The sequence below is a fragment of the Geobacillus sp. G4 genome (assembly GCF_040327975.1).
Lineage (GTDB): Bacteria > Bacillota > Bacilli > Bacillales > Anoxybacillaceae > Geobacillus > Geobacillus thermoleovorans.
This window is the reverse complement of record NZ_JBEPJY010000003.1, coordinates 44,163-56,702: the sequence shown is the minus strand read 5'-3', so window position 1 is coordinate 56,702 and position 12,540 is coordinate 44,163. Positions and strand designations below refer to the sequence as shown.

Sequence of the window (12,540 nt, the reverse complement as noted above, 5' to 3'; positions counted from 1 at the left end):
TCACACCGGCGAACGGCCTCGTTCGCCGGCCAGCTTCGGCCGAAGCAAAAGCCTCTCGCGCTGATCGCGCTCCGGACGGCCATCGGTGAAGCGAATGCGGCGGACAAACCAATAAATCACCAAATGCCCGGCCCCGCACACAAACATAAGCACCCGAATGCCAGCCTCTTCACCAAAGAGCGCCATAGCCGTCAAAAAGGCTAAAATCGATGCCACCCGTCCGGCGTTTAAAAACAATTCCCGGACAACAATGTATTCGACGCGCGCCTCGGCCGATTTCCAGCTCTTTCCGATGACGTCAAACGTCAAGGAGGAATACGGAACAAGCAGCAATGGATACGCAATGGCGATCGTGATGGCATAAAGAATGAGGCGCGGATAGGTTGGATGGAAGACGATCAAAAAAATCGCTCCGTATAGCAACGCTCCTCCCAGCAAAATCGCTTTCATCCGATATTCATGCTTGATCAGCCGGGAGACGGCATAATAAGCGACAAACGATGTGAACGAGTTGACAAGTCCGAATTTGCCGAGCGCCCATTCGCTTCCAGAAGTGACATACACAAGCACGGAAATGATAAACACAAACGTGCCTTCGCGCAATCCTTGAAAAAAGTGGGCATTCGTAATGAGCCGCCAGTTCCGGTTTTCATTCCTCTCCTTTAAAATGCGGACGAACAAATATTTCCCCGCAGCCGCGCGGCGCTTCAAGAAAAAGCTGAGCAGCACGGCGACAAGAAACAAGCCGAGCGACAGCGAGAAAACGAACGTATACCCCTTCGCACCGGCGAGCGATGAAATCATATAACCGGCGGCAATCGGCCCGATCATGCCGGCTGATGAGGTCAACACCCCAAAAAAACCGTTAAAAAAGTCGCGCGTCTCCGGTTCGGTAATTTCAAACGTCAACACGTTAAACGCCAGCCAATAAAAACCATAGCCGACGCCGAGCAGCGCACCGAGAAAAAGCAAATATTGATGGGCGCGAGAGCCGACCAATAAAACGGTGACAAAAAAAACGGCTAAACACGACACACCAAGCCGCAAAACAAGAATGCGGTCAATTTGTTTTGCCAGCCGGCCGGCGAAAATAAACGTCAGCGGCTGCATCGTGACAATCGCCAAATTGTATAGCGCCAAGTCGCGGAAATCGCCGGTCTGTTTCCATAAATAAATGTTGACAAACGTGTTCGACAGGGAAACACCGAGCGCGTAAAACCCACCGATGCAAAGCAAAAGAAGCAGGTCGCGGTTCACTTGTTGTTGACCGGTCAGTTTTTGGAAAAATGCCATTGCAAACTCCCCTTTTCATCTATCCGGTAGTGTGGCCATTTCCGCTATGGCTATGCACCCGGCGCAAAGAAAACCACCGCTTCCTTTGCCTGCGGCCCCCCGTCGCTAAAAAAAGCGGGGCGTTTCGTTTCGCCCCGCTTTGTTGATTACTTCGCTTTCGCTTCGCTGTACCGTTTCGCCACTTCGTCCCAGTTGACAATGTTCCAGAATGCGGCAATGTATTCCGGACGGCGATTTTGGTATTTCAAGTAGTAGGCATGCTCCCAAACGTCCAAGCCGAGAATCGGCGTTTTACCTTCCATGATCGGCGAGTCTTGGTTCGGCGTGCTCGTAATTTCCAGCTCGCCGTTGTTCACGACAAGCCATGCCCAGCCAGAACCGAAACGGCCGGCTGCTGCTTTCGAAAACTCGTCTTTGAACGCGGCAAAGCTGCCGAATTTTTTGTTGATCGCCTCAGCCAGTTCACCCGTCGGCTCGCCGCCGCCGTTTGGCGACAAAATCGTCCAGAAAAGCGAGTGGTTCGCATGGCCGCCGCCGTTGTTGCGCACCGCCGTGCGAATGCTTTCCGGAAGGGCTTCCAAATTGCTGAGCAATTCTTCGAGCGATTTGCTTTGCAAATCCGGATGCCCTTCAAGCGCCGCATTCAAATTCGTGACGTATGTGTTATGGTGCTTCGTGTGATGAATGTTCATCGTTTCTTTGTCAATGTGCGGCTCAAGCGCATCGTACGGATACGGCAATGCTGGCAATTCAAATGGCATACCGATCTCCTCCTTTTTGGTATGTACACGAACGCCAAAGCGTCCGTTTGAGATTAGCTTACCAAAGTTGGCACAATGTTTCAATCGATTTGCTTGTCTTCACTTTTTGTTTTTTCAGCACACCGTTGTGTACAAAGCCAAATCGAGGCCGCGGTTCAACCGATGAAAGAAAGTGCAAAACAACTCAATGAAGCGAAAAAAACGTCCACGGAAAGCCAACAAGCCTTTGAAGACATCACCGCAATGGTGTCGCATTCATCCGCACATACGCTGCAAATTTCAGAGCAATTCGCCGCCATCGAGCGGCAAATCAGCGAAATGCGTGAACATATCGCAGAGATTGCCACCGTCGCCCAACAGATCGCTTCGTCGATGGAGCAAATTTCACATTTTACCGACGGCCAGCACAATGCCATGGCTGCCATTCGTTCCGAAGCCGATGCACTAAATGAACGGGTGTTGCAATGGCGCGCCTTGCTTGAAACCTTTCATTTGCCTTCTGACTAAAGCGGGAAGATGCCCGCTTTTTCTTTGTCTCAAGTTGAATTCTTCCTCTTTCCCGGCTACAATGGAAAAGGAGATAAAGAAAGGTGTGTCTGCGATGAACGTATTCGTCCAGCTGTGGAAAAGCTTATATTCTCCGAAAGACATCGCCCGCTTTCGATTTCAGGGAATTGGGAAAACGATCGGTTATTTGTTTTTGCTGACTTTGCTGTCCATTCTTCCGACGTTTTACTATGTCTCCTCGTCGCTCACTGAAGGCATCCGCACAACGAGCGCCTTATTGAATAACGAGTTGCCGCCGTTTTCGATTGAAAACGGCGAACTTCACTCGGAGGCGGCCACGCCGATTCATATTGATCAAGGCGGATTTACGATCATTTTTGACAGCACCGGCAAAGTGACGAGTGAGAACGTCGAGCAGTTTCCGAACGCCATCGCGCTCTTGAAGCATGAAGCCGTGCTCGTCGCCGGCCATCAGGCGCAGCATTACAGCTATGCCACGTTTCCGGATGTGACCATTACCAACGAAGACGTTCGCGCGTTCATCGCCGGTCTTCAGTCGCTTCTCCCTGTCCTCATCCCGCTTTTTGGGCTCGTTTTATACGTGCTCGCCTGCGCCGGGAAATTCATCAGCGTGTGCATCTTTGCCTTTTTCGGCCTGATTCTTGCCGGCGTGCTCGACAAAACGCTGCGCTACCGCCATACATGGGTGATGTCGGCTTACGCCATTACGCTGTCGACCGTCTTTTTCACCGTGATGGAAACGGTGCAAGCGGTCGTGCCCTACGGCGCGTTGATCCATTGGTTCGTTTCGCTTGTCGTCCTCTTTTTGGCCGTCAAGGAAGTGCCATCAGCCAAACGGGAAATGTAAAAAAAGCTGCCTGTCGATGCAGGGCAGCTTTTTTTGTGCTTACGCTGCTTTGCTTCTTTCTCCTCGTCCTCGACGCGCGCGCCGCCCCCCGGAGAAATGCCGCGCAAGCAAGGAAGAAGCGAGCCGTGCAGCCAAATTGAATAAAAGAACGGCCACCATCAACACAGCCGCCGATTTGGCCGCGATCAGCTTCGCGTCTGGGACAATGCCTTCCGAATTCAATTTCCAAATATGCACCGTCAGCGTTTCGGCCGGCCGGAACACGTTCAGCGGGTTGGCCTGGCTGCCCCAATCCGCATCCCAACGAAGCATCGGAGTCGTCAGCCCAGCGGTATAAATGAAAACAGCCGCTTCGCCGAAAATGCGCCCAGCCGATAAAATGACGCCGGTGACAATTTGCGGGATGGCGGCCGGAAGCACCGCTTTGACCAACGTCTGCCAGCGCGTCGCTCCAAGGGCAAGACTCCCCTCTTTAATGTTGGCTGGAACATCCAAAATCGCCGTTTCGCAAATGCGCGTCAATCCAGGCAAATTGATGATCGTGACGGCTAACGCTCCGCCGAGCAGCGTATAGCCCCAACCCGTCAAGGTGACAAACGCCAACAATCCAAACAACCCGACGACAATCGACGGCAATGATGCCATCGTTTCCAAGCAAAGGCGAATGAACCCGACGATCCGCCCTTGTTTGGCGTATTCGGCCAAATAAATTCCAGCTCCCAACGAAAGCGGAACCGACAAAAGCAATGTCACAACCAACATATAAAATGAATTGATGAGCTGCGGACCAATGCCGCCGCCCGCTTGCGTATTGCTCGGCCGTCCGAACAGAAACTCAGGTTGCCAAAACCCCGCTCCTTTCGACAACACAACGGCAAAAAAGAACATGAGCAACCCGATGACTGCAGCAGCCACCGCATAGAAAATGCCTGTCCAAACTTTATCGATCATTCGCGCTGTCATCTTATCGCTCCTTTCTCGGGCCGACCAAACGGATCACGGCAATGAAGAAAAACGAGATCAAGAGCAAAATGAGCGCCAATGTCCATAACGCGTTGTTCCATGGTGTTCCGTTGATCGTATTTGCCATATCCATCGTCAATACACTTGTTAACGTCGCCGTCGGGCTGTCAAGGCCTGAAGGCAGCTTAATCGTATTGCCGATCACCATCTGCACAGCAAGCGCCTCGCCAAACGCCCGCGCCAAGCCGAGAACGACGCCGGTGGCAATCCCGGCTTTCGCCGCCGGAACGATGACGCGGGAAATCGCCTGCCAACGCGTAGAGCCAAGCCCGTATGATGCTTCCATATACGTCATCGGGACATTGGCCAAGGCGTCGGCCGCAATGCTGGTGATGGTCGGCAAAATCATCATACTAAGGACGATGATCCCCGCCAACAGACTAAAGCCGGAGCCTCCGAACCATTCGCGCAAGAGCGGAACGAGAATCGTCACCCCAAGCCAGCCATACACCACCGACGGAATGCCGACAAGCAGCTCCAGCACCGGCTTGAGCAACGAAACGAACCATTTGGGAGCGATAAAGTTCATGAAAATCGCCAACGCCAACGCGATCGGCGCACTGATCAACAAAGCGCCAAGCGAGACGAGCATCGAGCCAACAATAAAAATGAGCGCCCCATACTTCGGCGGCGTGCCGTTTGGATCCCATTGCATCGAAAGCAACATGTCGGAAAGCGAAAGACCGCTGTCCGTAAAGGACTGAATTCCCTTTACCGCCAAAAAGATGATCATCGTCACCGTAATCAGAACGATCAGCCAGCCGCAGATGACCGCAAACGTGCGGCCGATGTACTCTTCAAGCCAGCGATTCCGCCGTTTCGTATGCATTTGTTGCATGGCTTCATCCCTCCATTGTCAAAGGCCGGCCTAACGAGCCGGCCTTCCGCCCTTCTCTACTCCAATTCCGTCATCGGGATATACCCCATCTTTTTAACGGTCGGCGCAAATTCTTCGCTCTTGACAAAGTCGATAAACGCTCGCACTTCTTCCTTCGCTTCCCCTTTGGTAATCATGTATTCATACGACCAAAACGGGTACTTTTCCGTGCGGATGTTTTCCACCGTCGGTTCCGCGCCGTCAATTTTGACCGTTTTCAAGTTTTTCTTTTCCCCAATTAAATACGACATGGCTACATAGCTGACAGCGCCCGGCGTCGAGCTGATCGCCTGTTCGACCGCTCCGTTCGAATCTTGCACCGTACCGATGGAATCATCGATTTTTACGCCTTTCATGATCGTTTTCTCAAATGTCGCCCGCGTACCCGATGACGCCGGACGGTTGATCACGTGAATGGCTTCATCTGGTCCGCCGACTTCTTTCCAGTTTTTAATCTTTCCGCTGAAAATATCTTGAATTTGCTTCGTCGTTAAATTATCGACCTTCACATCGTCGTTGACCACAATCGCAAAGGCGATGCCGGCCACTTTATGGTCAACAAGCTCTGACGCTTTCGATTTGTCGTCCAGCTTCTCCGCCGCCGGCACATCCGAGTTGCCGATTTGCACGGCGCCGGCTGCCACTTGGTTGACGCCCGTACCGCTGCCGCCGCCTTGAACGGTGATCGATACGTCCGGATACTTTTCCATAAACGCGTTTGCCGCTTCCTCTGCCAGCGGCTGAAGCGCTGTAGATCCCGCTAGTGCAATGGTGCCGGAGTAGGTTTCTTCTTTCTTTGCCGTTCCTTCATTGCCGCCCGCGTTGTTCTTTTCAGTCTGCCCGCAGCCGGCCAAAACGCCGGTCATCAACAAGGCGGCCAATCCCAATTTGACTCGTTTGCTCCACATTCAGAAATCCCCCCGTTTTGTTTTCGTACTTTCAACGTACAAGACCATTGTAGCGAGACATTGTTAGGCCCTTATAAAGCAGTTGTTAAGTTTCTGTAAAGACAAAAAACAGGAATATTTTCAAAAAGCCGTCAAGCGAGCCTTGAAGGCAAAGAAGAACGGTGATGCCGTTTTTCAAATTGGAGACATTCTTTTGTTGAAGTGTTTTCCTCATGAACTCAACGACCTTGCTAAGGAAGACATATTTTCGCTGGACAAGCATACATATGAAATAGATATACGCATGCGGAGGAAGCGTCATGAAAAAATTCATTTTTCTCCTGCTTCTCTTTCTTTCCAGTTATATCGTTTACCGCGACCTTGTCATCGGAACGCTTCACCCTTCATCTGAAACAGCGGCAGCCGTTGTCCAGTCGAAACAGGCGGCCATCCCGTACCGGACGGTGACCATTCGCCCTGGCGATACGTTGTTGTCCATCATCGAGAAAGAACTCAACGGTCCATTGCCCGTTCCGCTCGAGCAGCTGATCCGTGATTTTGAACGGTTAAATCCAGGCGAACATGCGCAAACATTAAAAATCGGGAAAACTTATAAAGTGCCGATCTATCGCTAACCGGCGAATCGCTTGTCAAACGGCGGATGGCACTGTTACAATAATGCAGAAAGCGACTTGAATGTTAAAGGAGCGAATTCCCGTGGGTGAAATCATCCATCGTTCAAAGACTCGGCCGGTCCGCGTCGGTCCGCTGACAATCGGCGGCAGCAACGAAGTCATCATTCAAAGCATGACGACGACAAAAACGCACGATGTCGAAGCGACGGTGGCGCAAATCCACCGCCTCGAGGAAGCGGGGTGCCAAATCGTCCGCGTCGCCTGCCCGGACGAGCGGGCGGCTGAGGCCATACCGGAAATAAAAAAGCGAATCAACATCCCGCTTGTCGCCGACATCCACTTTGACTATAAATTGGCGCTGAAAGCGATCGAAGGCGGCGTCGATAAAATCCGCATCAATCCAGGCAACATCGGGCGCCGCGAAAAAGTCGAAGCGGTCGTGAAAGCGGCGAAAGAGCGCGGCGTACCGATTCGCATCGGCGTCAACGCCGGATCGCTGGAAAAACGCATTTTAGAAAAATATGGATATCCAACAGCCAACGGCATGGTTGAGAGCGCCTTATATCATATCCGCATTTTAGAAGAACTTGATTTTCACGATATTATCGTTTCGTTAAAAGCGTCCGACGTACGCCTCGCCATTGAAGCGTACGAAAAAGCGGCGCGCACGTTCGACTACCCGCTCCATGTCGGCATCACCGAAGCGGGAACGCTTTTTTCCGGCACGATCAAAAGCGCGGTTGGACTCGGCGCCATTTTAAGCAAAGGCATCGGCAATACGATCCGCGTTTCGTTAAGCGCCGACCCGGTTGAAGAGGTAAAAGTGGCGCGCGAAATTTTAAAAACGTTCGGACTCGCTTCCAATGCGGCGACGCTCATTTCCTGCCCGACGTGCGGGCGGATTGAGATCGATTTGATTCGCATCGCCAACGAAATCGAAGACTATATCGCCAAAATTCAAGCGCCGATCAAAGTCGCTGTGCTCGGATGCGCCGTCAATGGACCAGGGGAAGCACGGGAAGCCGACATCGGCATTGCCGGCGCCCGTGGCGAAGGCTTGTTGTTCCGCCACGGCAAAATCGTCCGAAAAGTACCCGAAGAGCAAATGGTGGAAGAGCTGAAAAAAGAAATCGACAAGCTGGCGGAAGAATACTTTGCAAAGCAAAAGGAAAACAAAGCCGCTCTGAAAGGCAACGCCGCCCAATGAGCGGAAGGTTCCTGCACAACGAGAAAGGGCGTCCCCGCTTGGGGACACCCTCGCTTTTTACGTATAAAACGGGATAATAAACAGGCGGACGAGAATAGCGATGACGCCGATGCCGATGGCCCACGCACCGAGCGTCTCTGCGCCGCGCCGGCGCGCGATAAACCCGACAATAATGCCGGCCGCCCCTAACAAAATCGGCCAAATAAACAAGGCGATGATGGACAGGGCCAAAGCGAGCCAGCCGAGCCCGGCGCCGTCCGCGCGTTCTTCGTCCCGTTCGTCGCCGCGGCGAATCGGTTCAGCGACTTCCGCCGCTGTTTCTTCCATAAAATTGCGTTCTGGTTCCTCTTTTCCGATCGATTGCACGTAACTTCCGTTATACGTGCGCTCGCGGTCGTCTGCCATATGCTTCCCTCGCTTTCCTAAAGTAAGAAGCATTATTAGTATGAGAAACCGGCGTTATTTTATCAGTGTGAATATTTTCTAACAGGAGGATGAAGCGGTGAAAAAACGGCTTGGCATCGACATTGACGGCACGGTGACATGTCCGAGCACGTTCATTCCGTATTTAAACGAAGCATTCGGCAAAGAGCTCGCATTAAACGACATTACGCAATACAATTTGGCGCCGTTATACGGCGTGGCGGAGGAAGAAATGGACCGCTGGCTTGAGGAAAACGAAGCGGATATTTATGAGAGGGCTCCGCTTGCCCGCTATGCGCTTGAGGTGATTGACAGCTGGAAAGACAAATACGAGCTGTATTACATCAGCGCCCGTGGCCGCCATTTGTACGATCTCACCGAGCGCTGGTTCCGGCGGCACGGCGTCCATTACCACCATATTGATCTGATTGGGTCGCACGACAAAATCGCCGCCGTCCGCCAATATAAGCTGTCGGCCTTCTTTGAAGACAAGTACGATAATGCCTGCGAAATCGCCGAAACATGCGGCATTCCCGTCATTTTGTTTGACACTCCGTACAACCAAGGCCCGCTCCCCGAAAACGTCATCCGCGTCAATAACTGGCTTGAAGCAAAGCGAGAAATCGAACAGCGCCTCCGGCCATAAACAAGGGGCTGATCCAAAACGCGAATGCGTTTTGGGATCAGCCCCTCTGTTGACATTGCGGACATGTGCCGTAAATTTCAAACTTATGGTCCGTGATCTCATACCCATCGAGCTGCGCCGCAAGCCCATCCATCGGACAAGCGTCAATCTTCTTCGTTTTTCCGCACTGGATGCAAATGAAATGATGGTGGTGGCGGCGGGCGCCGCAGGCAAAACGGAAATGTTTCTCCCCGGAAAGCTCGGTCATTTCCAAAATGCCAAGCAGCGCAAAGAGCGACAAATTGCGGTACACGGTATCAACGCTCAAGCCCGGATAGACGGGACGGAGCGCTTCAAGCACGTCTTTGGCCGTCAAGTATTTGTCGCTTTCGGCAAACAACTCAAGCATTTGTCTCCGTTTTTCCGTATATTTAAATCCTTTCTCTTTCATCAACTGCAACGCTTCGTCGATATTCATCGCTGCCGCCCCCTTTTCCATCTGAGTGCGAAAAGCAAAATGACAACCGCTGCGATGACGATCGTTCCACCCGGCGCCCAGTCTAGCTCATACGCCGCCCAAAGCCCGGCGATGACGGCCAGCTCCCCGAACAAAATCGAAAGCCCGATCATCTGTTTAAAACTTTTGGCGATGCGGATGCTCGCCGCCACCGGCAGCGTCATGAGCGACGAGATGAGGAGCACGCCGACGATGCGCATCGATGCAGCAATGACGAGCGCAACAAGCACAATAAACAAAAAATGGATCAATGTGGTGCGAACGCCGGAGACACGGGCGTATTCCTCGTCAAAGGAAAGAAGAAACAGCTCTTTGTAAAACGTCAAAATCACTATCGCGGCAGCTGCGGCGACAGCAAACGCTGTCCAAACGTCAGCACGGCTGACGGCGCTGACGCTGCCGAATAAATACGAAAACAAATCGGTCGTAAACCCGTTGGCCATCGAAATGAAAATGACGCTCAAGCCAAGACCGGACGACAACACGATTGGAATCGCAAGCTCTTCATAATGCCGATACACAGCGCGCAGCTTTTCGATAAACAGCGACCCGACGACGGAAAACCCCATTCCGATGTAAAGCGGGTTCCAGCTCGCGGCCGCCGGCGCCGATGAACTGAGCAAGAGCCCGGCGGCAATGCCCGCAAGCGTCACATGACTCAACGCATCAGCGATGAGCGACAGCCGCCGAACGACAATAAAAACGCCGAGCAATGGCGCCGTAAAACCGGTCAAAACGCCGGCAACAAACGCATTGCGCAAAAATTCGTATTGCCAAATGGCTTCCCACACGTGTCATTCCTCCACCGTCACCGTTTCATTCCGCTCGTTCATGCTCGTGAGAGAGAACGTGGAGCGGATGGCCATAAAACTGCGAAATCGCCTCGTTGCCAAGATGTTCGAACTCTTCCGCCTTTCCATGGAAATAGAGGCGCTTGTTCAAACAGGCGATATCGGTCACCCGGTCCGTGATCGTCCCGATGTCATGCGTCACTAAGATAAGCGTTAAGCCGCGGCGGTTCAAGTCGCCGAGCAGTTCGTAAAATTCATGCACATGGCGCGCATCCACGCCGACCGTCGGCTCGTCTAAAATGAGCAAATCCGGCTTGCTCGCCAGTGCGCGGGCGATAAATACCCGTTGTTGCTGGCCGCCGGACAGCTCCGCGATATTGCGCTTTGCCAGGCCGCTCAACCCAACGGCCGCGAGCGCCGCTTCGACCGCACGGCGGTCTTCGTGTGTCAGCGGCCGAAATAAGCCGCGTTTGGCCGCCAACCCACTCGCCGCCACTTCCTCAACCGTCGCCGGAAAGCTGCGGTTGAAGCTGTTCGCTTTTTGCGACACGAAACCGATTCGATGCCATTCGCGAAACGATTCAATCGGCTCGCCGAACAAAAAAATGCGGCCGCTGTTCGGTTTTAACAAGCCGAGCACACATTTGAGCAGCGTCGATTTTCCCGAGCCGTTCGGGCCGACCAATCCTAAAAATGCCCCTTTCGGCACCGTTAAACTAACATGCTCAAGCACGTTCTCTTTTTCATAGCGGAACGAAACATCCTCCATTTGCACAACAAGCCCATTTTCCATGGCCGTTCTCCCTTGCTAATTCAGAATCATTCCGATTTGCTTCACTATGCAAGTATACCCCACCATCCGCGTTTTGTAAACCTCAATGAATCGCTGATTTAAAGCGGGCTCCGCGCACTTCATGCGTCGGCATAATGGTGATGAACGCATCCGGATCGATTTCATTGACGATCGATTTTAGTTTTGTTACTTCCAAGCGCGTGACGACTGCATAAATGATTTCCTTTTGCTCGTCCGTATATCCGCCTTTGCCGAGCAATTTCGTTGTCCCGCGTCCGAGCCGGTGCAAAATGGCGTCGGAAATTTCCTCATAATGATCGGTCACAATAAAGGCCGCCCGCGTCTCGTCAAGCCCTTCAATGACCGCATCGATCGTTTTTGAGGCGATGTAGTACGTCATCACCGAATACATGGCCGGCTCGAGGCCAAACACAAACGCCGCCCAGCCAAAAATAAAAACGTTGACAAACATGACAAACTCGCCGACCGAGAACGGGATTCTTTTCGTCATCAAAATCCCTAAAATTTCCGTCCCATCGAGCGATCCGCCATGACGGATGACCAATCCGACGCCAAGACCGAGCGACAACCCGCCAAAAACGGTGGCTAAAATCGGCTCGGTTGTCAGCGGGGAAAGATGGTGAAATGCTCGTTCGGTGACGCCGAGGATCACGACGCCTAAAATCGTTGACAGCATGAACGTTTTCCCGATTTGCTTGTAGCCGAAATACATGAACGGGGCGTTTAAGAGGATGACGAGCGTGGCGAAATTGAGCAGCCGCCATTCGTCCGGAGTCACGTAGTCCAGAATCAGCGATATGCCAATGATGCCGCCGTCGATCATTTTGTTTGGAACGAGCAGCCGCTCGATGGCAAACGCCGCCAAAGAGGCGCCGATGGCGATCATCAACACCCGATACAACACATGGCCTAACGGTTCTTTTTTATGCTGTTTTGGCGCCAAACTACCACCCTTTCCCTTTTTATTTTTTTATTATACCATACACGCCTTTTCCATTCACGTCATATGATGGAACAGAAGCAAGGAGGCGGCTGCGATGAACATTTACCAACAGCTTGTCAAGCAAAAATTAAAAACGATCACCCCGGAAGAACTCGTTGCGTACAGCCGAGAGTACGGCTTGCCGATCACGGTCAGCCAAGCGAAGAAAATTCTTCATCTCGCCCGGACGAACGACATTAACGTCTTTGACCCCGAGGAGCGGAAAAAATGGGTGCGAGAGTTAGCGAAAATCACTTCGCCAGACATCGCTCGAAAAGCGAACGAGCTATTTTTGAAATTCGTGCAAAAAAAATAAAAGGGCATATAGCC

General features: G+C 52.4%; 16 protein-coding genes. 6 read left to right on the top strand and 10 right to left on the bottom strand.

All coding sequences use genetic code 11. The annotated features are described in order from the left end of the window. On the bottom strand, positions 1–1,293 hold the full coding sequence (locus ABS784_RS04450; RefSeq protein WP_352511587.1) for an MFS transporter: 1,293 nt from the start codon (positions 1,291–1,293) through the stop codon (positions 1–3). A gap of 146 nt (positions 1,294–1,439) precedes the next feature. Further along, positions 1,440–2,054, bottom strand: coding sequence for a superoxide dismutase (locus ABS784_RS04445; RefSeq protein WP_066230603.1), 615 nt, complete (start codon positions 2,052–2,054; stop codon positions 1,440–1,442). Between the two features lie 162 nt (positions 2,055–2,216). Between ABS784_RS04445 and ABS784_RS04440 the strand changes: the two genes are divergently transcribed. Together ABS784_RS04440 and ABS784_RS04435 are read left to right on the top strand one after the other, a co-directional pair. After that, positions 2,217–2,561 carry a hypothetical protein gene (locus tag ABS784_RS04440; protein ID WP_352511585.1) on the top strand — a complete coding sequence of 115 codons (345 nt, stop codon included), beginning with the start codon at positions 2,217–2,219 and terminating at the stop codon, positions 2,559–2,561. A 94-nt stretch (positions 2,562–2,655) separates the two neighbouring features. Further along, positions 2,656–3,429, top strand: a complete 774-nt coding sequence (locus tag ABS784_RS04435; protein ID WP_352511583.1) for a DUF1189 domain-containing protein — start codon at positions 2,656–2,658, stop codon at positions 3,427–3,429. Positions 3,430–3,468: 39 nt separating this feature from the next. Here ABS784_RS04435 and pstA read toward each other — a convergent pair whose 3' ends face one another. The 3 genes from pstA to ABS784_RS04420 all read right to left on the bottom strand — a co-directional run bounded on the left by pstA (position 3,469) and on the right by ABS784_RS04420 (position 6,237). Next, complete coding sequence (gene pstA / locus ABS784_RS04430) at positions 3,469–4,392, bottom strand: phosphate ABC transporter permease PstA (protein ID WP_011231941.1); 924 nt, start codon at positions 4,390–4,392, stop codon at positions 3,469–3,471. A 1-nt stretch (position 4,393) separates the two neighbouring features. Further along, positions 4,394–5,281 (bottom strand): phosphate ABC transporter permease subunit PstC, encoded by an 888-nt coding sequence (pstC, locus tag ABS784_RS04425; protein WP_020278347.1) that lies wholly within the window; start codon positions 5,279–5,281, stop codon positions 4,394–4,396. A gap of 65 nt (positions 5,282–5,346) precedes the next feature. Continuing rightward, positions 5,347–6,237, bottom strand: coding sequence for a phosphate ABC transporter substrate-binding protein PstS family protein (locus tag ABS784_RS04420; RefSeq protein WP_011231943.1), 891 nt, complete (start codon positions 6,235–6,237; stop codon positions 5,347–5,349). Between the two features lie 299 nt (positions 6,238–6,536). Between ABS784_RS04420 and ABS784_RS04415 the strand changes: the two genes are divergently transcribed. Both ABS784_RS04415 and ispG read left to right on the top strand, forming a co-directional pair. Next, positions 6,537–6,851: a LysM peptidoglycan-binding domain-containing protein gene (locus ABS784_RS04415; RefSeq protein WP_011231945.1), complete on the top strand. Its 315-nt coding sequence runs from the start codon at positions 6,537–6,539 to the stop codon at positions 6,849–6,851. 82 nt (positions 6,852–6,933) lie between these two features. Continuing rightward, positions 6,934–8,058, top strand: a complete 1,125-nt coding sequence (ispG, locus tag ABS784_RS04410; RefSeq protein WP_352511580.1) for a flavodoxin-dependent (E)-4-hydroxy-3-methylbut-2-enyl-diphosphate synthase — start codon at positions 6,934–6,936, stop codon at positions 8,056–8,058. A 57-nt stretch (positions 8,059–8,115) separates the two neighbouring features. Here the strand turns inward: ispG and ABS784_RS04405 are convergent, their stop codons facing one another. Then, complete coding sequence (locus ABS784_RS04405) at positions 8,116–8,463, bottom strand: DUF4190 domain-containing protein (RefSeq protein WP_352511579.1); 348 nt, start codon at positions 8,461–8,463, stop codon at positions 8,116–8,118. 97 nt (positions 8,464–8,560) lie between these two features. Here ABS784_RS04405 and ABS784_RS04400 point away from each other — a divergent pair, with 97 nt between their 5' ends. After that, complete coding sequence (locus tag ABS784_RS04400; protein ID WP_011231948.1) at positions 8,561–9,127, top strand: nucleotidase; 567 nt, start codon at positions 8,561–8,563, stop codon at positions 9,125–9,127. Between the two features lie 37 nt (positions 9,128–9,164). On the opposite strand, the gene ABS784_RS04395 is transcribed toward ABS784_RS04400, so the two are convergent. From ABS784_RS04395 to ABS784_RS04380, 4 genes are all read right to left on the bottom strand, one after another. Beyond that, positions 9,165–9,584 (bottom strand): Fur family transcriptional regulator, encoded by a 420-nt coding sequence (locus tag ABS784_RS04395; RefSeq protein ID WP_011231949.1) that lies wholly within the window; start codon positions 9,582–9,584, stop codon positions 9,165–9,167. Next, complete coding sequence (locus tag ABS784_RS04390; RefSeq protein WP_023634659.1) at positions 9,581–10,414, bottom strand: metal ABC transporter permease; 834 nt, start codon at positions 10,412–10,414, stop codon at positions 9,581–9,583. Before ABS784_RS04390 ends, ABS784_RS04395 begins: the two co-directional genes overlap by 4 nt. A 25-nt stretch (positions 10,415–10,439) precedes the next feature. Next, positions 10,440–11,207, bottom strand: coding sequence for a metal ABC transporter ATP-binding protein (locus ABS784_RS04385; RefSeq protein ID WP_352511576.1), 768 nt, complete (start codon positions 11,205–11,207; stop codon positions 10,440–10,442). Between the two features lie 82 nt (positions 11,208–11,289). Beyond that, positions 11,290–12,171: a YitT family protein gene (locus ABS784_RS04380; RefSeq protein WP_352511574.1), complete on the bottom strand. Its 882-nt coding sequence runs from the start codon at positions 12,169–12,171 to the stop codon at positions 11,290–11,292. Positions 12,172–12,265: 94 nt separating this feature from the next. Here ABS784_RS04380 and ABS784_RS04375 point away from each other — a divergent pair, with 94 nt between their 5' ends. Continuing rightward, positions 12,266–12,526 carry a DUF2624 domain-containing protein gene (locus ABS784_RS04375; RefSeq protein ID WP_352511572.1) on the top strand — a complete coding sequence of 87 codons (261 nt, stop codon included), beginning with the start codon at positions 12,266–12,268 and terminating at the stop codon, positions 12,524–12,526. Positions 12,527–12,540: the final 14 nt, after the last annotated feature.